The sequence below is a fragment of the Streptomyces broussonetiae genome (assembly GCF_009796285.1).
Classification (GTDB): domain Bacteria; phylum Actinomycetota; class Actinomycetes; order Streptomycetales; family Streptomycetaceae; genus Streptomyces; species Streptomyces broussonetiae.
The window spans coordinates 8,201,353-8,223,188 of record NZ_CP047020.1 but is presented as its reverse complement, the minus strand read 5'-3'; the positions used below and the strand labels follow the sequence as shown (position 1 = coordinate 8,223,188).

19 protein-coding genes are annotated in these 21,836 nt (G+C 71.9%); 9 read left to right on the top strand and 10 right to left on the bottom strand.

Annotated features, from left to right (window positions below; all coding sequences use genetic code 11):
- Positions 1–21: 21 nt before the first annotated feature.
- Entirely contained in the window at positions 22–1,053 is a 1,032-nt protein-coding gene (locus GQF42_RS37520) for an oxidoreductase (RefSeq protein ID WP_158927414.1), read from the bottom strand.
- Positions 1,054–1,154: 101 nt separating this feature from the next.
- On the opposite strand from GQF42_RS37520, the gene GQF42_RS37515 reads away from it, so the two are divergent.
- Positions 1,155–2,069 carry an FAD-dependent oxidoreductase gene (locus GQF42_RS37515; protein ID WP_158931050.1) on the top strand — a complete coding sequence of 305 codons (915 nt, stop codon included), beginning with the start codon at positions 1,155–1,157 and terminating at the stop codon, positions 2,067–2,069.
- A 34-nt stretch (positions 2,070–2,103) separates the two neighbouring features.
- Here GQF42_RS37515 and GQF42_RS37510 read toward each other — a convergent pair whose 3' ends face one another.
- The gene (locus GQF42_RS37510; protein WP_158927413.1) at positions 2,104–4,071 is read right to left on the bottom strand and encodes a Xaa-Pro dipeptidyl-peptidase; all 1,968 of its coding nucleotides are present in this window, start codon (positions 4,069–4,071) and stop codon (positions 2,104–2,106) included.
- 186 nt (positions 4,072–4,257) lie between these two features.
- Between GQF42_RS37510 and GQF42_RS37505 the strand changes: the two genes are divergently transcribed.
- On the top strand, positions 4,258–5,751 hold the full coding sequence (locus GQF42_RS37505) for a M1 family metallopeptidase (protein WP_158927412.1): 1,494 nt from the start codon (positions 4,258–4,260) through the stop codon (positions 5,749–5,751).
- Positions 5,752–5,761: 10 nt separating this feature from the next.
- Here the strand turns inward: GQF42_RS37505 and GQF42_RS37500 are convergent, their stop codons facing one another.
- Genes GQF42_RS37500 through GQF42_RS37490 form a run of 3 tightly spaced genes read right to left on the bottom strand, consistent with a single transcriptional unit; the run spans position 5,762 to position 8,709 of the window.
- The gene (locus tag GQF42_RS37500; protein WP_158927411.1) at positions 5,762–6,718 is read right to left on the bottom strand and encodes an adenosine kinase; all 957 of its coding nucleotides are present in this window, start codon (positions 6,716–6,718) and stop codon (positions 5,762–5,764) included.
- Positions 6,715–7,203 carry a macro domain-containing protein gene (locus GQF42_RS37495; protein WP_158927410.1) on the bottom strand — a complete coding sequence of 163 codons (489 nt, stop codon included), beginning with the start codon at positions 7,201–7,203 and terminating at the stop codon, positions 6,715–6,717. Before GQF42_RS37495 ends, GQF42_RS37500 begins: the two co-directional genes overlap by 4 nt.
- Positions 7,204–7,245: 42 nt before the next feature.
- Positions 7,246–8,709, bottom strand: a complete 1,464-nt coding sequence (locus tag GQF42_RS37490) for an amino acid permease (protein ID WP_158927408.1) — start codon at positions 8,707–8,709, stop codon at positions 7,246–7,248.
- A gap of 234 nt (positions 8,710–8,943) precedes the next feature.
- Here GQF42_RS37490 and GQF42_RS37485 point away from each other — a divergent pair, with 234 nt between their 5' ends.
- On the top strand, positions 8,944–9,663 hold the full coding sequence (locus GQF42_RS37485; protein ID WP_158927406.1) for a MerR family transcriptional regulator: 720 nt from the start codon (positions 8,944–8,946) through the stop codon (positions 9,661–9,663).
- On the opposite strand, the gene GQF42_RS37480 is transcribed toward GQF42_RS37485, so the two are convergent.
- From GQF42_RS37480 to GQF42_RS37470, 3 genes are read right to left on the bottom strand one after another with little or no spacing between them, the layout of a single operon-like run.
- Positions 9,649–11,832 (bottom strand): 3-hydroxyacyl-CoA dehydrogenase NAD-binding domain-containing protein, encoded by a 2,184-nt coding sequence (locus tag GQF42_RS37480; protein WP_158927404.1) that lies wholly within the window; start codon positions 11,830–11,832, stop codon positions 9,649–9,651. The two genes, GQF42_RS37485 and GQF42_RS37480, sit on opposite strands and share 15 nt — an antisense overlap.
- A gap of 41 nt (positions 11,833–11,873) precedes the next feature.
- Positions 11,874–13,088, bottom strand: a complete 1,215-nt coding sequence (locus tag GQF42_RS37475) for an acetyl-CoA C-acetyltransferase (protein ID WP_158927402.1) — start codon at positions 13,086–13,088, stop codon at positions 11,874–11,876.
- A gap of 35 nt (positions 13,089–13,123) precedes the next feature.
- Positions 13,124–14,275, bottom strand: coding sequence for a CaiB/BaiF CoA transferase family protein (locus GQF42_RS37470; RefSeq protein WP_199272931.1), 1,152 nt, complete (start codon positions 14,273–14,275; stop codon positions 13,124–13,126).
- Between the two features lie 265 nt (positions 14,276–14,540).
- Between GQF42_RS37470 and GQF42_RS37465 the strand changes: the two genes are divergently transcribed.
- Positions 14,541–15,728, top strand: coding sequence for a saccharopine dehydrogenase family protein (locus GQF42_RS37465; protein ID WP_158927401.1), 1,188 nt, complete (start codon positions 14,541–14,543; stop codon positions 15,726–15,728).
- A gap of 124 nt (positions 15,729–15,852) precedes the next feature.
- On the top strand, positions 15,853–16,041 hold the full coding sequence (locus GQF42_RS37460) for a hypothetical protein (RefSeq protein WP_158927399.1): 189 nt from the start codon (positions 15,853–15,855) through the stop codon (positions 16,039–16,041).
- Here the strand turns inward: GQF42_RS37460 and GQF42_RS37455 are convergent.
- On the bottom strand, positions 16,005–16,748 hold the full coding sequence (locus tag GQF42_RS37455) for an endonuclease V (RefSeq protein WP_158927397.1): 744 nt from the start codon (positions 16,746–16,748) through the stop codon (positions 16,005–16,007). The genes GQF42_RS37460 and GQF42_RS37455 overlap by 37 nt on opposite strands.
- 60 nt (positions 16,749–16,808) lie before the next feature.
- Here GQF42_RS37455 and GQF42_RS37450 point away from each other — a divergent pair, with 60 nt between their 5' ends.
- On the top strand, positions 16,809–17,105 hold the full coding sequence (locus GQF42_RS37450; RefSeq protein ID WP_158927395.1) for a YciI family protein: 297 nt from the start codon (positions 16,809–16,811) through the stop codon (positions 17,103–17,105).
- Between the two features lie 13 nt (positions 17,106–17,118).
- On the opposite strand, the gene GQF42_RS37445 is transcribed toward GQF42_RS37450, so the two are convergent.
- Complete coding sequence (locus GQF42_RS37445) at positions 17,119–18,228, bottom strand: WD40/YVTN/BNR-like repeat-containing protein (RefSeq protein WP_199272930.1); 1,110 nt, start codon at positions 18,226–18,228, stop codon at positions 17,119–17,121.
- A 208-nt stretch (positions 18,229–18,436) separates the two neighbouring features.
- Between GQF42_RS37445 and ssgD the strand changes: the two genes are divergently transcribed.
- The 3 genes from ssgD to ddaH all read left to right on the top strand — a co-directional run bounded on the left by ssgD (position 18,437) and on the right by ddaH (position 21,753).
- Entirely contained in the window at positions 18,437–18,853 is a 417-nt protein-coding gene (gene ssgD / locus GQF42_RS37440; protein WP_158927393.1) for a spore wall synthesis regulator SsgD, read from the top strand.
- 328 nt (positions 18,854–19,181) lie between these two features.
- Positions 19,182–20,807 carry an ABC-F family ATP-binding cassette domain-containing protein gene (locus GQF42_RS37435; protein WP_158927391.1) on the top strand — a complete coding sequence of 542 codons (1,626 nt, stop codon included), beginning with the start codon at positions 19,182–19,184 and terminating at the stop codon, positions 20,805–20,807.
- A 169-nt stretch (positions 20,808–20,976) separates the two neighbouring features.
- Positions 20,977–21,753 carry a dimethylargininase gene (ddaH, locus tag GQF42_RS37430; protein WP_158927389.1) on the top strand — a complete coding sequence of 259 codons (777 nt, stop codon included), beginning with the start codon at positions 20,977–20,979 and terminating at the stop codon, positions 21,751–21,753.
- Positions 21,754–21,836 lie beyond the last annotated feature (83 nt).

The window sequence follows — 21,836 nt, the reverse complement described above, 5'->3', positions numbered from 1 at the left end:
AATGGGCCCGCCGCCCCGCGCTCAGCTCCGTTTCCCGCCGGTCACCGGTGCCGCGAGCACGCCCGACGCCGTCCGGGCGACGAGGTACGCCTCCCCCTTGACCGCCCGTGGGACCAGGGCGACGCGGTGCCGGCCGGGTTCTAGGGTGCCGTCGAACACCTCGTGGCCATGGGTGCGGCGGAGCCGGTCGAGACGGTACGCGGTGATCCGCACCCGGCACGGCGCGCTCACCTCGACGTCCGCGGCGTCGCCGGCGGCGGCCAGCGCGGTCAGCAGGCGCCGCGGGCGCGGGCCGTGGTCCAGTGCCTGCTCGATCTGGGCGACGAGCAGCGGCACGATCGGGGCGAGGCCGTCCACCACCGCGATCTCCACCCCGGCGCGCTCGAACGCGGCCAGGACGGCGGCCCGTTCGGCCTCGCCCACCGCCCGGCCGAAGGCGACCGCGCCGTAGCCGCGCAGTTCCTCGGCGGGGACCGCGCTCGCGTCCTGGGTGATGTCGGTGCCGATGCCGATGGTGCGCAGCGCCGCGGCCAGCCGGGCGAGGACGGCGACCCGGGCGCCGATCAGCAGCACCCGGCGGCGGGGCGCGCCGCAGCCGTCGCGCAGGGCGGTCAGGGCGGCGCGGTAGCCGGGGCCGTGGAAGCGGAACGGCCCTATGCCGGGATAGCCGTTGCGCTCCGGATCGGCGTGCTCGTCCGTCTGCCAGACGAAGTCCCGCCAGACGTAGTCCTCGCCGTCGCGCTCGATGACGGCGGTGACCGCACCACAGGCCAGGTCCTCGCACTCGGGACAGCCGTAGAGGACGAACCGGCCGTCCGGGAGCGGCGGCTCGGCCTCCAGCAGCAGCGCGCGTACCTGTTCGGTGAAGATGGCGGGCGGGACGTCCGAGGCGAGCGGGGAGACCGCGTCCAGGTCGGACAGCTGGAACAGCAGCGGACGGCCGTCCACGACGAAGTCCACGAAGTCGCGGTGGACCTGGTACCCGCCGTCGGCGAGGACGGCGCCGGCGCGGGTCGCCGGTGCCAGGCCGAAGGTCGCGTATGCGGCAGACATGTTGTGAGTATCCCCACACCGGAGCGGTTGTGAGCGCAGCATGACAGGTTCGCTCGGACAGGGCTTATCGTCCAGGCGTGGACAGCGAGCCGAATGACGAAGTGATCGTGGTCGGAGGCGGGGCCGCCGGGCTGACGACGGCCGTGCTGCTGGCCGAGTCCGGGCGGCGGGTGCGGGTGTGGGCGCGGGAGCCCGCCGAGCGTACGACCTCGGCGGTCGCCGGCGGCCTGTGGTGGCCGTACCGCATCGCACCCGAGCTGCTGGTCGGCGCCTGGGCGCTGGAGTCCCTCGCCGTGTACGAGGAGCAGGCGCGACGGCCGCAGGAGACGGGTGTACGCCTGGTCGACGGCGTACACCGGGGGACCCGGCTGGACGAGCTGGGCGACTGGGCGGGCCGGGTGCCGGGGCTGCGGGAGACCGCCGACGGCGTGGCGGCGCGGCTGCCGGTGATCGACATGCCGACGCATCTGGCCTGGCTGCGGGAGCGGTTGGCGAAGGCCGGCGGGGAGGTGGAGATCCGCGAGGTCACCGATCTGGCCGCGGTGCCCGCCCGTGTCGTCGTCAACTGCGCGGGCCTCGGAGCCCGTTCGCTGGTACCGGACCCGCAGCTGCATCCGGTGCGCGGGCAGCTGGTCGTGGTGGAGAACCCGGGGATCACGACGTGGTTCACCTCCGTCGACCACTCCTGCGCGGCCTCGACGTACTTCATCCCGCAGCCGTACGGCCTGCTGTTGGGCGGTACGGCGGAGGAAGGCGACTGGTCCCTGGAGCCGGTCCCGGCCACCGCCACGGCGATCGTCGCCCGCTGCGCGGAGATCCGCCCGGAGGTCGCCGGTGCCCGGATCCTGGCGCACCGGGTGGGGCTGCGGCCGGCCCGCAGCGCCGTACGGCTCGAACGGGAACTTCTGCCGGACGGTCGCGCACTGGTGCACAACTACGGGCACGGCGGTGCCGGGGTGACGGTGGCCTGGGGGTGTGCGCGGGAGGCGGCCGGGCTGGCCTCTGCCGGAGTCTGAGCGGGACGCCCTGTGCTCCCGGCCGCCTGCGCCGTCAGCTCGCCGGGAGGTGCCGGACGGCGGCCGGGGTGCGGACGCCCATCAGGATGCCCGGGGTGGGCTGCGTGACCGCGCCGCCGGACGTGGCGCGGGCGAAGGCCGCCGGGCCGCCGACCAGCGGGAGGCGGGCCGTCGTGGCGGACAGGTCGACGGTCAGGGTGGGCTTGGTGGACGGCGGGTCGATGAGGTCCTTGTCGGTGCCCGCGATGATCAGGGCCAGGCGGTGTCCCTGGGGGACAACGTGGTCGGTGGCGGCCAGGTCGAGGGTCATCGTGTAGGCCCTGCCCGGGGTGAGCGGGACGCCCTTGCCGAGCGAGGCGTAGTGGCCGAGGTCGGCCCAGCCGCGGCTGAACACGGTGTAGTCGACCTTGGTCGTCCTGGCCTTGGTCGCCTTGAAGCAGGCGCTGTCCCCGGCCGTGCTCTCACCCCAGCAGGTGCGGTTCGTCAGTGTGGTGATGCCCTCGGCCGCGTCGGCGTAGTCGCGGATGGTGTCCGGGCCGACGTCGACCAGAACCGCTGACAGGTGGGCCGAGGCGGTGGTCGGGGTCGCCGTCACCGTGACCGTGGACGAGCCGGACAGCCGTAGGTCGTGGGTGAGCGGTGCGGTGAGGAAGCCGGACTTCTCGGGTGTCGGCGTGGTGAGGTGGGCCGCCCAGTCGGTCTCGCTCAGCTTCGGGTCGTCGGTGAAGGCCGCGGTGCCGCCGGCCCGGCGCAGGCCGAGCGTGCCGACGCCGGCCCGGGTGCCGGGGGCCGGGTGCAGGGCGGTGGCGCGGGTGGTCTGCGGGGGCCAGACGCGGGAGGTGACCCACTGGTCGGGGTGGCGCTCGATGTCGGCCATCGGCTCGCGGTCGATGCCGTTGTCGTAGCCGAGGAGTTCGTGGTCGAACCAGCGGTGCAGGGTGTCCACCCAGGCGCCGCGCCGGTAGTCGAAGGGGTCGACGTGCCCGGTCTGGGAGAGCCAGATCTTGCGCTCGACGCCGTGCTGGGCGAGGGCGTCCCACCACTGGCCGAAGTGCTTGGTGCGGACGTTGAGGTCCTGCATCCCGTGGACCAGGAACACGCTCGCGCGCACCTTGGCGGCGTCCTTGACGTAGTCCCGCTCGGTCCACAGGGAGGTCCAGTCGCCGCTGCGCGGGCTCCCGTCGGTGAGCTTCTTCTGCACGGCCGCGCAGTGCGGCTTGGCCGCGTCGCTCTCGACATCGCCCGCGAGGTCGGCGGGGCCGCCGTCGTACAGCGGGGCTCCCTGGGCGAAGTAGTAGTCGTACCAGGAGGAGATGCCGCTGATCGGGACGATGGTCCTCAGGCCCTTGACGCCGGTGGCGGCGACACCGTTGGCGATCGTGGCGTCCCAGCTCTTGCCGATCATGCCCGTTGCGCCGTTGGTCCAGGTGGCCTTGACGGTCTTCGTCCCGGTACGGCTGGTGTACGCCGTGGCACGGCCGTTCAGCCAGTCGACGACCGCCTTGGCGGACTGGATGTCGGAGCGGCCGCCGACGTCGACACAGCCGTCGGAGCGGTTGGTGCCGGCGAGGTCGACACCGACGAAGGCGTAGCCGCGGGGCACGAAGTAGTTGTCGTAGAACAACGGCATCTGGACGACGTGGCCTTGGGCGTCGTAGGTCTTGACCTGGCTCTCGTTGCCGCGTCCGCAGCAGGAGAAGTAGGGGCTCGCGTCCATGATGACAGGCACCCGGTGGCCCTGCCGGGCGGGTTCGGCGGGCCGGACGATGTCGGCGGCTACCCGGTCGGGCTTCCCGTCCCGGTCCCCGTCGAAGCCCGTGTCCACCCAGACGGACTCGCGGATGGCGTGGGCGTAGGAGTACACGGGTCGGCTCTCGCGGGGTGTTCGGCCCGCGCGGTCGGCGGCCTGTGCGGCGACCGGGGTGAGGAAGGCGGCCGTCAGGATGACGACGACCGCGCTCGCGAGCGGTCTCCAGATCGTGAAGCGCGTGCGTTTCGGCATGCGCGGACGGTACTCCGGTCAACTCCCCGGCAGAAGAGGGCTCCACGAGACCCCGGGTGACGGATGACGGCTGAATGGCGATCGTGTGACAGCGGGTGCTGTGGACAGGCAGGGGGTCACAGGGAATGAATAGGCTCCGCAGTGATCCATCGAACGCACTTGCACTCCCGACGACTTGGAGCTGACGTGCACCGCAGAATCATCGCGCCGGGCGCACTCGCGGCGGCCTCCCTCCTGCTGGCGATCCCGGCATCGGCCGCGAGCTACACCCCCGGCGCACCGGGCATCGGCGACCCCTACTACCCGTACTACGGCAACGGCGGCTATGACGTCTCGCACTACGACCTGAGGCTGCGGTACCAGCCCAGGACGGACGAGCTGCAGGGCACGGCGACGATCCTGGCGCGGACCACCCAGGACCTGTCCAGCTTCGACCTGGACTTCCTGCTGGACGTGAGCGAGGTGCGGGTCAACGGCGCGAAGGCGGCCTTCTCGCACTCCCAGCAGCACGAGCTGGTCATCACGCCCAAGACACCGCTGGCCAAGGGCACGCCGATCACGGTGGTCGTCCGCTACAGCGGGGTGCCGTCGACGAAGACCGCGTACGGCTTCAACACCTGGCACCGCACCCCGGACGGCGCGGTGGCCGCCGACGAGCCCGAGGCCGCCTGGTGGTGGTTCCCGAGCAACGACCACCCGAGCGACAAGGCCACCTACGACGTGTCGGTGGCGGTGCCCGACGGCACCCAGGCCATTTCCAACGGCACGCTGCAGTCGACCAGTTCGCGGCTGGGCTGGACCCGCTACAGCTGGCGGCAGAACAAGCCGCAGGCCACCTATCTGGCCACGCTGGCGATCGGCAAGTTCGACATCACCACCGGCACCTCCGACGGCGGGGTGCCTGTCGTCAACGCCTACAGCAAGGACCTCGGCGACAACGACGGAGCCGCGCGGGCCAGCGTGGAGCGCACCGGGGAGATCGTCGACTGGCTCAGCAACTACTTCGGGCCGTATCCGTTCAGCTCGGCCGGCGGGTACGTTCCGAACACCACCACCGGGTACGCGCTGGAGACCCAGACCCGTGTCTACTACAGCCCGAAGCAGTTCGCGAAGGGCGCCAACCCCTCGGTGGTCGTGCACGAACTGGCCCACCAGTGGTACGGCGACGACGTGTCGCTGAAGGGCTGGAAGGACATCTGGCTCAACGAGGGCTTCGCGACGTACGCGCAGTGGCTGTGGTCGGAGCACGAGGGCGAGGGCACCACGCAGCAGCTCGCCGACTACGTGTACGCCTCGCACCCGGCCGACGACGCCTTCTGGACGGTCAAGCCCGGTGACCCGGGCCCTGACCACCAGTTCGACGACGCCGTCTACGACCGGGGTGCCGTCGCCATCCAGGCGCTGCGCGACCGGGTCGGCGACGACGCGTTCTTCCGCATCCTCAAGGGCTGGCCCAAGGAGCACGCGTACGGCAACGCCTCGGTGGCCGACTTCCAGCGGTACGCCGAGCGGGTGTCCGGCAAGCCGCTCGCCGCGCTGTTCGGCACCTGGCTGTTCCAGCCGTCGAAGCCGGCCGGGTCGGCGGCCCACGCCGTGTCCCTGGCCAAGGCCGGCACGACGGTGGCCCAGCCCAAGTCGTGGAAGAAGATCGAGGCGGCCCACGGCGGCCACGGGAACTGACCCGGGCGCGTCAGCGTCTCGGTCCGGCCGCCGTCCTGAGCAGCCGGTCCCGGTCCATCGCGTCCGCGCGGGAGGCCGGGACCGTGCAGGCGTACGCCCCGGCGATCGCGCCGTAGCGGGCACAGGTCTCGGGCGGCTCTCCGGCGAGGCGGCCGTAGAGGAACGCGGCGGCGAAGGCGTCGCCCGCGCCGTTGGAGTCGACCACGGGTGCGGGCGGGGTCTCGGCGGGCACCCGGGTCAGCTCGCCGTCGGCCAGCAGATACGCGCCGTCGGGGCCGGCGGTGGCGACGACCGTCCGGGCCCGGCCCCGCTCGACGATGCGCCGCATGGTCCGCTCGGGGTCGGCCAGGGCGGCGGCCGACAGGAAGACGACATCGGCCGCGTACGCGAACGGCTCGTGGTACGGATTCTCGCCGTCCCAGTCGTGCAGATCCGTCGACAGGGGCACGCCGGTCGCGGTCAGCACCGGCAGGGCCTCGGCACAGGGCTGGGTGATGGTCACATGGACGTGCCGGGCGGCCGTGGCGAGGGCGCCGAGGGTCTCCTCGGGGAAGCGGTCGCCGGGGCGGGCGCGGCTCGTGTCGTACAGGGACAGCCGGCGGCCGTCGGGGCCGACGAGGTTGACCGCCCGTCTGGTCCCGGCGGGCTGCGGGAGCGCGGTGAGGCCGATGCCGTGCTCGCGGTGCAGGGCGCGCACGAGGTCGCCCTCGGGGTCGTCGCCGAGCAGGTCGAGGTGGTGGATGCGCAGACCGAGGGCGGCGAGGCCCAGCGCGACGAAGTCACCGGTCTGACCGGCCCGGGTGCGGATCCCGGAGTCGATCATGTAGCTGTCGGCGTACGGCAGGGGCAGCTCGGGAACGTGGATGATCGTGTCCACACCGGCGCCGCCGAGCACCAGGACGTCCGTTCTGCCGGTCCGCAGGGCATCGGTCTGCGGCGCGTGTGCCTCACCGGTCCGTGTGCTCATCCCCGGCCCTCCCCGTGGTCGTACACCGTCACGCTGATCCCGCGATGCACCAGCCGTTCCGTGATCAGCGGCTCCATGCGGGACCATGTGCCGCCCGCCAGGCCACAGCCTATGCGGGGCATGTGCACGGACGCGCCGCGTTCCGTCACGTCGTCGGCGAGGCGGGCGAGGGCGGTGTCGATCGCCTCGTAGCGGACCGGGACCCCCTTGCTGCCGGTCCTGATCCCGCGCTGGCCGATCATGTTCGCGACCCACACGGACGGCCCGACCGGGACCAGCTGGACCGCGCCCAGCCCGAAGTCGTTGTGAGCGCGGTCGCGATGCCAGGCGCGGTACGCCTTCTCCGGTTCGGACCAGCGCTGTGAGAGCGCGAGGACGAAGCCCCTGCCCCAGCCGCCGATGTCGTTGCAGACATGAGCGATCACCTTGGCGCCCTTGACCGACGGAACGGTGGCGTCACCCCGGACATACGTGATCCCCGACATGACGCCACCGTAGGCGATGCCACTGACAGTGGCCCCGAGCTGCTACTTCGTCAGCTGCTCCGGCTCCTTGGCGGCGTTCTCGGCCACGCGCCGGCGCACGCCGAACCAGCCGGCGACGAGCATGACGGCGATCACCGGGATCAGCAGGATGGTCTTGCGGCCGACGTCGGGGTCGTTCCACATCATGCCGAGGCAGATCAGCAGGAAGGCGATGGTGGCGATCTCGATGACCGGGCTGAACTTCAGCTGGAAGTGCGGCCGGGTCACCAGGCCCGCACGGGCGCGCCGGACAAAGACCATGTGGCAGATCATGATGATCACCCAGGTGCTGATGATGCCGAGGGAAGCGACGTTCAGCACGATCTCGAAGGCCTGGCTGGGCACGAAGTAGTTCAGGGCGACGCCGAGCACGCAGACCGCGCAGGTCAGCAGGATGCCGCCGTAGGGCACCTGGCTGCGGCTCATCCTGGCGGTGAACTTGGGTGCGGAGCCCGCCATGGCCATGGAACGCAGGATGCGGCCGGTCGAGTACAGGCCGGAGTTCAGCGAGGACATGGCGGCGGTCAGCACGACGAGGTTCATCACGTCACCGGCCGCCGGGACACCGATCTTGGACAGGACGGTCACGAACGGGCTCTGGTCGGCGGAGTACACCGAGCCGGGCAGCAGCAGCGCGAGCAGGACGACCGAGCCGACGTAGAACAGGCCGACGCGCCACATGATCGAGTTCACCGCGCGCGGGACGACCTTCTCCGGCTCGGCGGTCTCGCCGGCGGCCACGCCGACCAGCTCGAGGGCGGCGTAGGCGAAGATCACGCCCTGCATGACCAGGACGACCGGCATCAGGCCGTGCGGGAAGAATCCGCCGTGATCGCTGATCACGCTGAGGCCGGGGGTGTGGCCGCCGACCTTGTGCTGGGTGGCCAGCAGGAAAATGCTGATCAGCATGAAGCCGACGATGGTGGCGACCTTGATGATCGCGAACCAGAACTCCATCTCGCCGAAGATCTTCACCGAGATCAGGTTCACGGCCAGGACCACCGCGAGGGCGATCAGCGCGAGCACCCACTGCGGGATCGAGGTGAAGAAGCTCCAGTAGTGCGTGTAGAGCGCGATCGCGGTGATGTCCGCGATGCCCGTGGTCGACCAGTTCAGGAAGTACATCCAGCCGGCGACGTAGGCGCCCTTCTCGCCGAGGAACTCGCGCGCGTAGCTCACGAAGGACCCGGAGGACGGCCGGTACAGGACCAGCTCGCCCAGGGCACGCACGACGAAGAAGGCGAAAACGCCGCAGACCAGGTAGGCCAGAGCGAGCGCCGGGCCGGCGTTGTGCAGTCGGCCGCCGGCTCCCAGCAGGAGGCCGGTGCCGATGGCACCGCCGATGGCGATCATGTTGATGTGGCGGGCCTTGAGGTCCTTGCTGTAACCGGCGTCGCCCGCGTCCGCGGGCGTCTGGGCCACCTGGGGGGCGGCGGCCGGTGCCGATACCACGGCGTCCTTGCTCACGGGTGGTTCCACTTCCTGGTGCGCCCGGGCCTCGTGAGCCCGGGGGTCGTGCAGGGGGCGGCCCGCACCACCCTGTCGAACTGCGGCACAGACCAAGGCAGCAGTTTCCCAGAAAGATCCGCAGTAGTCGGTGGCCCATGTCACAGAGCGTCGCTTCTCACACGATCCACTCAGGGTCTACGCGATGTTCACCACGGGTTTCACACTCTTGGTGAGACAGCGATACTGCTGCACATGACGACCGACGCGACGTCCGCCACCGGGGGGCCGACCCTCACCATCGACGAGCTGGCCGCCCGCTCGGGCGTCACGGTCCGTACCGTCCGTTTCTACGGCAGCAGGGGGCTGCTGCCGCCGCCGGTGATCGGTCCGCGCCGGGTGGGACAGTACGGGCCGGAACACGTGGCGCGGCTGGCCCTCATCGAGGAGTTGCAGCAGCAGGGCATGACGCTGGCGGCGATCGAGCGGTACCTGCGGCAGCTGCCCGCCGATCTCACCCCGCACGAGCTGGCCATTCACCGCGCGGTGGTGGCGTCCTGGGCGCCGGACGGGGTGGACACGGTGTCACGGAGGGAGCTGGAACGGCGGGCCGGGCGGGCCCTGTCGGCCGAGGACGTGCGGCGGCTGGCGGCCATGAACGTCGTCGCGGAGGCCCAGGACGGCACCTTCCGGGTCGACGCGGGGCTCCTCCGGCTCGGTGTGCAACTGCTGGACGTGCCGCTGTCGCACGAGGCGATCCTCGCGGCGCGCAAGGTGCTCATCGAGCACTCGCGCGCCGCGGCCCGTGAACTCTCCCAGCTCTTCCGCGACGAGGTGGCCGAGCGTGCCGCGCAGGACGTGAAGTCCCTGTCGGCGCACATGCACCCGTTGGTGGTGCAGGCGTTGCTGACGACGTTCCAGCGCTCGCTGCGGGAAGAGCTGAGCGAGTGGGTCACCGGCTCAGGAACGGACTGAGTCGGCGAACGGCTCCCCCTTCTCGGCCTTCTCCACGAGCAGCGCGGGCGGGGTGAACCGCTCGCCGTAGGCCGCGGCCAGCTCCCGCGCGCGGGCCACGAAACCGGGCAGGCCTCCTTCGTAGCCGTTGATGTACTGCAGCACACCGCCGGTCCAGCCCGGGAAGCCGATGCCGAAGACGGAGCCGATGTTGGCGTCGGCGACCGAGGTCAGGACACCCTCCTCCAGGAGCCGCACGGTGTCGAGCGCTTCGGCGAAGAGCATCCGCTCCTGCATGTCCCGGAACGGGATCTGGTGACCGGGCCGCGTGAAGTGCTCACGCAGGCCCGGCCAGAGTCCGGCCCGCTTGCCGTCCTGCGTGTAGTCGTAGAATCCGGCGCCGCCGCTGCGGCCGGGGCGGCCGAACTCGTCGACCATGCGGTCGATGACCGCCTCCGCCGGGTGCGCGGTCCAGGTGCCGCCCGCCTCCTCGACGGCCCGCTTCGTCTCGTTGCGGATCTTGCGCGGCAGGGTCAGGGTCAGCTCGTCCATGAGGGAGAGCACCTTGGCCGGGTAGCCGGCCTGGGCGGCGGCCTGCTCCACGGAGGCCGGCTCGATGCCCTCGCCGACCATGGCGACGCCCTCGTTGATGAAGTGGCCGATCACCCGCGAGGTGAAGAAGCCGCGCGAGTCGTTCACGACGATCGGCGTCTTGTTGATCTGCCGGACCAGGTCGAAGGCCCGGGCGAGGGCCTCGTCGCCGGTGCGCTCGCCCTTGATGATCTCCACCAGCGGCATCTTGTCGACCGGCGAGAAGAAGTGCAGCCCGATGAAGTCGGCCTGGCGCTCCACTCCCTCGGCGAGGGTGGTGATCGGCAGGGTGGAGGTGTTGGAGCACAGCAGCGCGTCCGGCGCGACGACGGACTCGATCTCCTGGAACACCTTGTGCTTGAGCGCGGTGTCCTCGAAGACGGCCTCGATCACCGCGTCGCAGCCCGCGAGGTCGGCCGCCTCGGCGGTGGGCGTGATCCGGGCGAGCAGCGCGTCCGCCTTCTCCTGGCTGGTACGGCCCTTGGCGACGGCCTTGGCACACAGCTTCTCGGAGTAGCCCTTGCCCTTGGCGGCCGCCTCGGCGGAGACGTCCTTGAGGACGACCTCGATACCCGCGCGGGCGCAGGAGTAGGCGATGCCGGCGCCCATCATGCCGGCGCCGAGGACGGCGACCTTGCGGACCTGGCGGGGTTCGATGCCCTTGGGCCGGTTGGCGCCGGAGTTGACGGCCTGGAGGTCGAAGAAGAACGCCTGGATCATGTTCTTCGAGGTCTGCCCGGCGGCCAGCTCCACGAAGTAGCGGGCCTCGATGACCTGGGCGGTCTCGAAGTCGACCTGTGAGCCCTCGACGGCCGCGGCGAGGATGTTGCGCGGGGCCGGGTAGGGTGCGCCGCCGGTCTGCTTGCGCAGGTTGGCCGGGAAGGCGGGCAGGTTGGCGGCGAACTTCGGGTTGGCGGGCGTGCCGCCCGGGATCCGGTAGCCGGGCTTGTCCCAGGGCTGCTGGGACTCGGGGTTGGCGTCGATGAAGGCGCGGGCCTTGGCGAGGAGTTCCTCGGAGGTGGCGGCGACCTCGTGCACGAGGCCGTTCTCCTGGGCGCGGCGCGCGTTGTACTGCTGGCCCTGCAGGAGGACCTTGAGCAGCGCGTCGGCGATGCCCAGCAGCCGCACGGTGCGGACGACGCCGCCTCCGCCGGGGAGCAGGCCGAGGGTGACCTCGGGGCAGCCGATCTTGGTGCCGGAGGTGTCGAGGGCGACCCGGTGGTGGCAGGCGAGGGCGAGTTCGAATCCGCCGCCGAGGGCCGCGCCGTTGATCGCGGCGACGACCGGCTTGCCGAGGGTCTCGATGCGGCGCAGGTTGCGCTTGATGGCGAGGCCGCCGTCGAAGAGGTCCTGCGCGGTCTCGGGGGTGACCCGGATCAGGTCACGCAGGTCACCGCCGGCGAAGAAGGTCTTCTTCACGGAGGTGAAGATGATGCCGCGGATCGAGTCCCGCTCCGCCTGAAGGCGGTCGGTGATCGCCGCGAGGGAGTCGCGGAACGCCTGGTTCATGGTGTTCGCGGACTGGTTGGGGTCGTCCAGGACGAGGGTGACGACACCGGTGTCGTCCTGCTCCCAGCGGATGGTCGTGCTTTCGGTCATGACGTTGGTCTCCGTTGAAGTCTGTTGATTCCGCGGGGAGTTCAGATGCGCTCGACGATGGTGGCGATGCCCATGCCGCCGCCGACGCACAAAGTGGCGAGGCCGTAGCGCTTGTCCTGGCGCTCCAGTTCGTCCACGAGGGTGCCGAGGATCATCGCGCCGGTCGCGCCGAGCGGGTGGCCCAGCGCGATGGCTCCGCCGTTGACGTTGACCTTGTCCAGCGACAGGCCCATGTCCTTGACGAAGCGCAGCACGACCGCGGCGAACGCCTCGTTGATCTCGACCAGGTCGATGTCGTCGATGGTGAGGCCGGCCCTGGCGAGCGCCTTGCGGGTGGCGGGGGCGGGCCCGGTGAGCATGATGGTGGGCTCGGAGCCGGACACGGCCGCGGCGACGATCCGCGCGCGCGGGGTGAGGCCGTAGCGCTCGCCGATCTCCTTGGAGCCGATCGCGACGAGCGAGGCGCCGTCCACGATGCCGGAGGAGTTGCCCGCGTGGTGGACGTGGTCGATCTTCTCCACCCAGTGGTACTTCTGCAGCGCGACGGCGTCGAAGCCGCCCAGCTCGCCGATGTCGGCGAACGACGGCTTGAGCCCCGCGAGCGAGTCGGCGGTGGTGCCGGGGCGCGGGTGCTCGTCGTGGTCGAGGACGACCAGGCCGCTGCGGTCCTTGACGGGGACGACCGAGCGTTCGAAGCGGCCCGCCTTCCAGGCGTTGGCGGCGCGCTCCTGGGACAGGGCCGCGTACTCGTCGACGTCGCGGCGGGAGAAGCCCTCGATCGTGGCGATCAGGTCGGCGCCGATGCCCTGCGGCACGAAGTTGACGGCGAGGTTGGTCATCGGGTCGTTGAACCAGGCGCCGCCGTCGGAGGCCATCGGCACCCGGGACATCGACTCCACGCCACCGGCCAGGACGAGGTCCTCGAAGCCCGAACGGACCTTGGCGGCGGCCATGTTGACGGCCTCCAGGCCCGAGGCACAGAAGCGGTTCTCCTGTACACCGGCGACCGTGTCCGGCAGGCCCGCGGCGATCGCCGCGATCCGGGCGATGTCGGAGCCCTGGTCGCCGACCGGTCCGACGACACCGAGGACGATGTCGTCGATCGCGGCGGGATCGAGGCCGGGGAAACGGTCGCGGAGCTCGTGGATGAGGCCGACGACCAGGTCGATGGGCTTCGTGCCGTGCAGGGCGCCGTTCGCCTTGCCACGGCCGCGCGGGGTGCGGATCGCGTCGTACACGTACGCTTCGGTGCTCACTGGGGTGCCTTTCGGAAAGGGTGGGCCGAGCAGGGTCAGTCGCTGCCCGCGACCGGGTCGTCGTTCACGAGGTCGGGTATGCCCCAGTCCCGCGCCACCGTCCCGGTGTCCGCGCCGGGCAGGGCGGGGCCCGTGCGGACGGCGGTGGGGGTCGCGGAGAAGCGGGGGGCGGGGGCGGGCTGGGTGATGCCTCCGTGGGCGGTGAAGGTGCCGCGGGCGACGAGGTGCGGGTGGTGCGGCGCCTCGCCCAGGGACAGCACGGGGGCCACACAGGCGTCGGTGCCCTCGAAGAGGGCCGTCCACTCCGCGCGCGTGCGGGACTTGAAACGGGCGGCGACCCGCTCGCGCAGCTCGCCCCAGCGGGTCCAGTCCTTGTGGGCACCCGCCAGGTTCTCCAGATCGATGAGGCGCAGGAACTCCTCGTAGAACCGGCCCTCCAGAGCACCCACCGCCATGTACCCGCCGTCGGCGGTCTCGTAGGTGCCGTAGTAGGGGCAGCCGCCGTCGAGCAGGTTGGCGGCGCGCCGGTCCTGCCAGCCGCCGGCCGCGAGCATGCCGTGGATCATCGCGGACAGGTGGGCCGTGCCGTCGACGATGGCGGCGTCGACGACCTGCCCGGTGCCGGTCGCGCGCGCGTGGTACAGGGCGGCGAGGACGCCGACGGCCAGGTAGAGGGAGCCGCCCGCGTAGTCGCCGAGCAGGTTGGCGGGGACGGCCGGGGGCTCGTCCGGGCGGCCGATCATGCCGAGGGTGCCGGTCAGCGCGATGTAGGCCACGTCGTGGCCCGCGCGCTGGGCGAGCGGTCCGTCCTGGCCCCAGCCGGTCATCCGGCCGTAGACCAGGCGGGGGTTGCGGGCGTGGCAGTCCTCGGGGCCGATGCCGAGGCGCTCGGCGACGCCCGGGCGGTAGCCCTCGATCAGGACGTCCGCCCGCTCGGCGAGGTCCAGCACGCGCGCGGGGCCGTGCGGGGTCTTCAGGTCGACCACGACGGAGCGCTTGTTGCGGTTCGTCACGTCGTACGCGGGGTCGATCCCGAGGCCGGGGCCGCCCGGGCGGTCCACCCGGACCACGTCCGCGCCCAGGTCGGCCAGGAGCATGGCGGCGAACGGGCCCGGCCCGATACCGGCCAGCTCGACCACGCGCACGCCGGTGAGCGGGCCCTGCCCCGGCTTCGCTGCCGTCGTCATGCTCCAGCCCCCAGACGTGTGTGACACAACTGATGTAACACCTGTGATGCTAAGAACGCGTTCCATCGGACACAAGACCTGAACGAGCAAGCGCTTAGCCAAGTGCCCGGTGACTCCCGGATCGCCCGGGAGAGTGAAGGGCGGGCGAGGTCCGTGGCGTTCCTGGTGTCAGCCACCGCTGCCTCCGGGCCGGTCGTCGTCGCTCGTTCCCCTCACGCTAGCCTCGGCCACCGACAGCGGCGCGGGCTGCACGACAAGGGGTGTCATGAGCAGGCTAAACAGGACGGATCGTCCCTACGACCTCGTGCTCTTAGGAGCCACCGGCTTCGTCGGCACACTCACCGCCGAGTACCTCGCCGCGCACGCGCCCGAGGGCCTGCGCTGGGCACTGGCGGGCCGTGACGAAGGGAAGCTGGAGCGGCTGCGCGAACGGCTGCCCGGCGGCGCGGACATCGACGTCCTGCGGGCCGACGTGGCCGAACCGGGCACCCTGCGCGCCCTCGCCGAGCACGCGCGCGTGGTGGCCACGTCCGTCGGGCCGTACCTGCTGTACGGCGAGGATCTGGCCGCCGCCTGCGCGGACACCGGCGCCGACTACCTGGACCTGACCGGAGAGCCGGAGTTCGTGGACCGCGTGTACGTCCGGCACGACGCACGCGCGCGGGAGACGGGCGCGCGTCTGGTGCACGCCTGCGGCTTCGACTCCGTGCCCCACGACCTGGGCGTGCACTTCACGGTCGGGCAGCTGCCCGAGGGGGTGCCGCTGACCGTGGACGGGTACGTGAGCGCCGACGCGGCCTTCTCCGGCGGCACCCTGGCCTCGGCGCTGATCCAGTTCGCGCGCGGCCGGCAACTGCTGGGTGCCGCACGCGAGCGGGCCCGGCACGAGCCGCGGCTCATGGGGCGCCGGGTCGCGACCCCGACGGGCGCGCCGCGGTTCGCCGCGGAGGTCGGCGCGTGGGCGCTGCCCCTGCCGACCCTCGATCCGCAGATCGTGCGCCGCTCGGCGCGGGCACTGCAGCGGTACGGTCCGGACTTCCGCTACCGGCACTACGCCGCGGTGCGGCGCCTGCCGGTAGCGCTCGGCGGGCTCACCGCCGTCGGCGCGGTGGTGGCCGCCGCCCAACTGCCGCCCGCTCGGCGCTGGTTGTCGGACCGGCTCCGGCCGGGCGACGGGCCGAGCGCACAGAAGCGGGCGCGGAGCCGGTTCTCGGTGCGTTTCGTCGGCGAGGGCGGCGGGCGGCGCGTGTTCACGGAGGTCGCGGGCGGCGACCCCGGTTACGACGAGACGGCGAAGATGTTCGCCGAGGCCGCCCTGTGCCTGGCCTTCGACGACCTTCCGCAGACGGCCGGGCAGGTCACCACGGCACAGGCGATGGGCGACGCCCTGACGGAACGGCTGCGCGCCGCAGGCATCACGTTCCGCGTGGCGGCAAGCGCCCCGGAGGCCTGAGAGGTTTGAGACTTCCGCTCTCAAAAGTCCACGCCGCCTGCAGTCATGGCCGACAAAGTCTCACCGGGTTTCTCAATGAAACGATGAAGACACAGGCAGCGGAGCGGAAGGAGGCGGGGAAGGCATGAAGTTCGTGCTCGAAGTGACCGTGGACGAGGGTGCGCCGGCGCAGGAGCGGGCGGGCGAGCTGGGCCGGATCCTGCGCTACTGGGGCGGCAATCTGCACCACTACGCCCTCGAACCGGGCGACGGATCGGCCGTCCACGACTCGGCGTATCAGGAGGTCGGCGCCTGGCGCGTCGTCGCTTCCTGAGCACCACCCGGAGCAGTCCTCTGTGCCGCCTGCCGTAGCGCCCGGCGGCACAGGGCGTCGGCCCTGCGCGTGGTCTCGGGCAGCCGGTAGCGCGGGGTGAGGGCCAGGGTGTGGGCCAGGGCGTTGTCCAGGCTCACCCGGTGGCCGACCGAGACGAAGACCGGCTTGACGCCGTCCCGGGTGCGCAGGGCGCGCCCGACCTCCTCGGTCCCCGCGAGCAGCGGGGCCGAGGCGCCCCGCGCGGGGCCGGGCTCGTCGTAGGTGAAGGTGAACGGGTTCTTGGCGACACCGATGACCGGCAGGCCGGTGAGCACGCCCAGATGGCCGGCGAGGCCGAAGCGGCGTGGGTGGGCCAGGCCGTAGCCGTCGCACACGACCAGGCCGGGCGGGCACGGCAGCCGCTCCAGGGCGGCCACAACGGTGGGGATCTCCCGGAAGGCGAGCAGCCCGGGCACGTACGGGAAGGACACCCGACCCACGGCCGTCGCCTCGGCCACCACGTCCAGGGTGGCGGCGTCGAGCACGACGGCCGCCGCGGCGACGAGGTCGAGAGCGTCGTCGTAGGCGACGTCGACGCCGGTGACGTGGCCCGACCCGGGCGGCGGTCCGGGCTCGTCCAGCACCACCCGCCCGCGCAGCTCGTCCTGCACGGCACGGGCCTCTTCCTCGGTCGCGGGCCAGCCCGCCGGTACGCCTACGGTCGTCATGGTGACCAAGACTGTACGGCTCGGGGCGGACTGTCACAGTCCGGGGGTAGCCTCGGGATCATGTTCGTCCTCGATGTGACCTACACTGCCCCGCCCGCCGCCGTCGACGCCCTGCTGCCCGACCATGTGGCCTGGTTGCAGGAGCAGTTCGACAAGGGCGTCTTCCTCGCCGCCGGCCCCAAGAACCCGCGTGACGGCGGGGTGATCCTGGCCGTCGGGGAGGACCGCGCCCGGATCGAGGAGATCATCGCGGGCGACCCGTTCGCCGTCGCCGGTGTCGGCACGTACCGCGTCACGGAGTTCGTCGCCACGAGAACGGCCCCGGAGCTGGTCCGCCACCGGCACACGCCGAGCTGAGCCGTCCGCCGGCTCAGCGTTCCAGCCGGGCCACCCTGCCCTGTTCGCCGGCCGCCCAGCAGCTCAGGTCGGGCGTGCAGGCCACGGTGTCGTACGAGCCTGTGTCGATGGTCCGCCAGGTGCGGCCGCCGTCGGTGGTCAGGTCGGTGCCGGTGGGGCCGACCGCGAGCGCGGCGGTGCGGCTGTGCGGCAGCCAGGCGGCTCCGGAGCGGTAGGCCGGCGGGGGTGTGGCGGCCGGCGTCCAGGTACGGCCGCCGTCGGCGGTGACGGCGGCCGCCTGCGGCGAGGGCTGGCCGGGGCGGTAGTCACCGCCGACGGCGAGGCCGTGGAGGCCGTCGCGGAAGGCGAGCGCGAAGACGCCCTTGGCCGGATCGCCGGCCGGGATCGGGGTGTCGGCCGCCGTCCAGGTCAGTCCGCGGTCGGCGGAATGCAGCACGCGCGCGCGGGCGCCGCCGCCGGTGGCCAGCCAGACGTCCTTCGGGCCCGAGGTGACCAGGCACTGGCCGCTCGCGGCGAAGCCGGCCTCGCCGTCCAGGGCGGGCGGCATGCCCTGCGCGGGCAGCACCCGCCAGGAGCGTCCGCCGTCACTCGTGGACAGGATGCGGAACCTGCCGTCCACCGGGTCGCCCATGGCGAGGCCGTGCCGGCGGTCGAAGAAGGCCAGGCAGTCGTAGAAGGCGTTCGGGTCGGTGTTGCGGAAGGACTCGGTCCAGGTCGCCCCGCCGTCGTCGGTGCGGTAGACGCGGGAGGCCTCGCCCTCGCCGATGGCCAGCACCACCGCGCGCCGCGCGTCGAACGCCTCCACGTCCCGGAACTGCAGGTCGCCGGCGCCCGGCGGAGAGACGTTGCGCCAGCTCGCCCCGCCGTCCGTGGTGCGCAGCACCGTACCGCCCGTGCCTGCCAGCCAGGCGGTGTGCCGGTCGACGGCCGCGAGCCCCCGGAAGCGGACCTGCGGGGTACCGGGATCCTTGGGCGCCCAGTGCACTGCCCCGCTGCCCTGTCCGAGAGGGCGGGCCTCGGCCACCGGGACTGTCAGCGCGGCGAGCGCCGCCCCGCACGCCACCCCCGCCGCCACCAGCCGGCCCGTCCGTCCCCTGCCTCGTATGCTCCCCAAGCGCCTCATGGCGGGCGAAGCTAGCCCACCGGACCGGCGCCGTCCAGGGGGCCAACTGCCCGCCGCTTCGGGCAGAAAGACCTGATTGAGAGGGTGTGAACGCGGTGACCGAGGTCACTCGTTCTCCGTGTGCACGCTTCGGCCGGATCCGTCGTCTCTTCCAGTGCCGGGTGTCGCACACCCGGGCGTCGTCCAGCCGTCACGAGGGAGCAAGGCGTTGTCCACCGTCATCGAGCAGCCCGTAGAGGCCCGTCTCGTCGCCGCCGCACCGCGCATGCCGAACATTCCCGCCACGCTGCGCTACGACCGACGTGATCCCTTCGCCGTCGTCATGACCTTCCCCGCCCCGGCCACCCTGGAGAACGTCGAGGTGTGCTGGACCTTCTCGCGCGAGCTGCTCACCGCCGGGCTGCGGGGCTCCGAGGGCCACGGGGACGTCCGGGTGCGGCCGTACGGCTACGACCGCACGGTGCTGGAGTTCCACGCCCCCGAGGGCACCGCGATCGTGCATGTGCGCTCGGGCGAGATCCGGCACTTCCTGGAGGCGACCCACGACCTCGTGCCCGTCGGCCTCGAACACCTCCAGCTCGACCTGGACCACGGCCTGGCCGAACTGATGCGGGACGCCTGCTGACCGTCACGCGCGCGTGCACCGCGCGTCCGCTGCGCCGGGCGCGTGCCGAGGGCCGCCCTGATGAATTGCGTTGACAGCCGCCGCGGCCCCTCCTACCGTTTATCCCGGTCCTGTTGCCGTCGATTGGAGAAGGACGTTGCTCGTCTGAGGTCCTGAGGCACCGCGAAGCACCGGTGAGGTGTGCGCGGCGTACGACCTCGGCGTCCGAGCCGTCCCCCAGGCACAGGCCTTTTTTCATGGCCTCGTCGTGCCTCAGACTCTTCGGTTCCCGCCTCGTGGTGTCTCGAGATGCGTTCACCGACCGCACGCACCTGTACGCGAGGCCTCCATGTCATCTTCCCTCACCTGTACGTCCCTGACCTTCGCCTGGGCCGACGGCACCGCCGTCTTCGACGGCCTCGACATCGCCTTCGGCCCCGGCCGGACCGGGCTCGTCGGCGTCAACGGATCAGGAAAGTCAACCCTGCTGAAGCTGCTGGCCGGGGAACTGACCCCGACCGACGGCACCGTCAAGGCGGCCGGCGAGATCGGCTATCTCCCGCAGAACGTCACCCTCGACACCACCCTCCGCGTCGACCAGGCTCTCGGAATCGCCGCCCGGCGGGCCGCGCTGCACGCCATCGAGGCGGGCGACGTCGCCGAGGAGCACTTCGAGACGGTCGGCGACGACTGGGACGTCGAGGAACGCGCCCTGGTCACGCTCGGCGAGCTGGGCCTCGGTCATATCGGCCTGGACCGCACCGTCGGCGAGATCTCCGGCGGCGAGTCGGTGCTGCTGCGGCTGGCCGCGCTGCTGCTGCGCCGCCCGGACGTGCTGCTGCTGGACGAGCCCACCAACAACCTCGACCTGTACGCGCGCCGCCGGCTGTACCAGGCCGTCGCCGCATGGCCCGGCGTCCTGATCGTGGTCAGCCACGACAGGGAACTGCTCGACCTGGTCGACCAGATCGCGGAACTGCACTCCGGGGAGGTCACCTGGTACGGCGGGAACTTCTCGGCCTACGAAGCGGCCCTCGCCCTGGCGCAGGAGGCCGCCGAGCGGATGGTGCGCGTGGCCGAGGCCGACGTGCGCAAGCAGAAGCGCGAACTGGCCGACGCCCAGGTCAAACTGGCCCGCCGCAAGCGGTACGGGCAGAAGATGTTCGAGCAGAAGCGCGAGCCGAAAATCGTCATGGGGGCACGCAGACGCGCCGCCCAGGAATCCGCGGGCAAGCACCGCATCATGCACGAGGAACGGCTCGCCGAGGCCCGCGACCGGCTGGACGAGGCGGCGGAGGCCGTACGGGACGACGACGAGATCCGCGTCGACCTGCCGTACACGGCCGTGCCGCCCGGCCGGCAGGTGCTCACTCTGGAGAACCTGGAGCCGGCCCACGGGGCGCGCATCGAGGGCGTCCTCGATCTGCGCGGCCCGGAGCGGATCGCACTCGTCGGCCGCAACGGCGCGGGCAAGACGACGCTGCTGCGGACGATCGCCGGGGAGCTGGCCCCGGTGACCGGCGAGGCACACACGCACGTGCCGCTGCGCTTTCTGCCCCAGCGGCTGGACGTGCTGGACGACGCGCTGACGGTGGCCGAGAACGTGGCCCGGTTCGCGCCGAGCGCCACCAACAACCGGATCCGGGCGCGCCTTGCCCGCTTCCTGTTCCGGGGCGCGCGGGCCGATCAGAAGGCGGCCACCCTGTCGGGCGGCGAGCGGTTCCGGGCGGCACTGGCCGCGCTGATGCTCGCCGAACCGGCACCCCAGCTGCTGCTGCTCGACGAGCCGACCAACAACCTCGACATGGCGAGCGTGCAGCAGCTGGTCTCGGCCCTGGAGTCGTACGAGGGCGCACTGGTCGTGGCCAGCCACGACATGCCGTTCCTCCAGTCGATCGGGATCACTCGCCGACTGCTGATCGAGGACGGGCAGCTGAAGGAGGTCACTGAGGAGGACCTCGGGTATCCCGCCTAGCCGGCGGGGTGCCCGATGCCGGGACGTCCCGGGCGCCGCCGGGACGTCTCAGGAGGGGCACAGCCTGACAACGAGGGTTTTGCCCTGGCCGGAGCGGGCTGCATGATGGCGAAACCGGTGCCGTGTACATGAGCACCGACCACCGCACCATCGATACGAAAGGCCCCTCGTGCCCAGCAAGAAGGCCCTCGTCCGCCGCCCCGGCCCCCGCCTCGCCGAAGGTCTGGTGACGCACATCGAGCGGGAGAAGGCCGACGTGGGGCTCGCCGTCGAGCAGTGGGAGGCGTACGTCGAGGCGCTGCGCACGCACGGCTGGGAAACGATCGAGGTCGACCCGGAGGACGACTGCCCGGACTCGGTGTTCGTCGAGGACACCGTCGTCATGTACAAGAACGTGGCGTTGATCACCCGGCCCGGCGCCGAGTCCCGGCGCATCGAGACCGTCGGGGTGGAGGAGGCGGTGGCCCGCCTCGGCTGCTCGGTGAACTGGATATGGGAGCCGGGCACGCTGGACGGCGGTGACGTCCTCAAGGTCGGCGACACCGTCTATGTGGGCCGGGGCGGGCGGACCAACGCGGCCGGCGTGCAGCAGCTGCGGGCCGCCTTCGAGCCGCTCGGCGCCCGCGTGGTGGCCGTCCCCGTCAGCAGGGTGCTGCACCTGAAGTCCGCGGCGACCGCGCTGCCCGACGGCACGGTGATCGGGCACATCCCCAAGCTGGACCGGCCGTCGCTGTTCCCGGGCTTCCTGTCGGTGCCGGAGGAGTCCGGCTCGCACGTGGTGCTGCTCGGCGGCCACAAGCTGCTGATGGCGCAGAGCGCCCCCAAGACGGCGGAACTGCTGACCGATCTCGGCCATGAGGTCGTCACGGTCGACATCAGCGAGTTCGAGAAGCTCGAGGGCTGTGTGACCTGCCTGTCGGTGCGCCTGCGGGAGCTGTACTCCTGACCGGCTGATCCCGCGACGTCGACGGCCCTGGGACCGATGCACCCCGGGGCCGTTCCGCATACCCGCGAAGAGCTGGGCCACGT

Bases quoted from the DNA above. Each gene is read 5' to 3' on its own strand.
- GQF42_RS37520 (WP_158927414.1), bottom strand. From the start codon at position 1,053: ATGTCTGCCGCATACGCGACCTTCGGCCTGGCACCGGCGACCCGCGCC.
- GQF42_RS37510 (WP_158927413.1), bottom strand. From the start codon at position 4,071: ATGCCGAAACGCACGCGCTTCACGATCTGGAGACCGCTCGCGAGCGCG.
- GQF42_RS37500 (WP_158927411.1), bottom strand. From the start codon at position 6,718: ATGAGCACACGGACCGGTGAGGCACACGCGCCGCAGACCGATGCCCTG.
- GQF42_RS37495 (WP_158927410.1), bottom strand. From the start codon at position 7,203: ATGTCGGGGATCACGTATGTCCGGGGTGACGCCACCGTTCCGTCGGTC.
- GQF42_RS37485 (WP_158927406.1), top strand. From the start codon at position 8,944: ATGACGACCGACGCGACGTCCGCCACCGGGGGGCCGACCCTCACCATC.
- GQF42_RS37480 (WP_158927404.1), bottom strand. From the start codon at position 11,832: ATGACCGAAAGCACGACCATCCGCTGGGAGCAGGACGACACCGGTGTC.
- GQF42_RS37470 (WP_199272931.1), bottom strand. From the start codon at position 14,275: ATGACGACGGCAGCGAAGCCGGGGCAGGGCCCGCTCACCGGCGTGCGC.
- GQF42_RS37465 (WP_158927401.1), top strand. From the start codon at position 14,541: ATGAGCAGGCTAAACAGGACGGATCGTCCCTACGACCTCGTGCTCTTA.
- GQF42_RS37460 (WP_158927399.1), top strand. From the start codon at position 15,853: ATGAAGTTCGTGCTCGAAGTGACCGTGGACGAGGGTGCGCCGGCGCAG.
- GQF42_RS37455 (WP_158927397.1), bottom strand. From the start codon at position 16,748: ATGACGACCGTAGGCGTACCGGCGGGCTGGCCCGCGACCGAGGAAGAG.
- GQF42_RS37450 (WP_158927395.1), top strand. From the start codon at position 16,809: ATGTTCGTCCTCGATGTGACCTACACTGCCCCGCCCGCCGCCGTCGAC.
- GQF42_RS37445 (WP_199272930.1), bottom strand. From the start codon at position 18,228: ATGAGGCGCTTGGGGAGCATACGAGGCAGGGGACGGACGGGCCGGCTG.
- GQF42_RS37435 (WP_158927391.1), top strand. From the start codon at position 19,182: ATGTCATCTTCCCTCACCTGTACGTCCCTGACCTTCGCCTGGGCCGAC.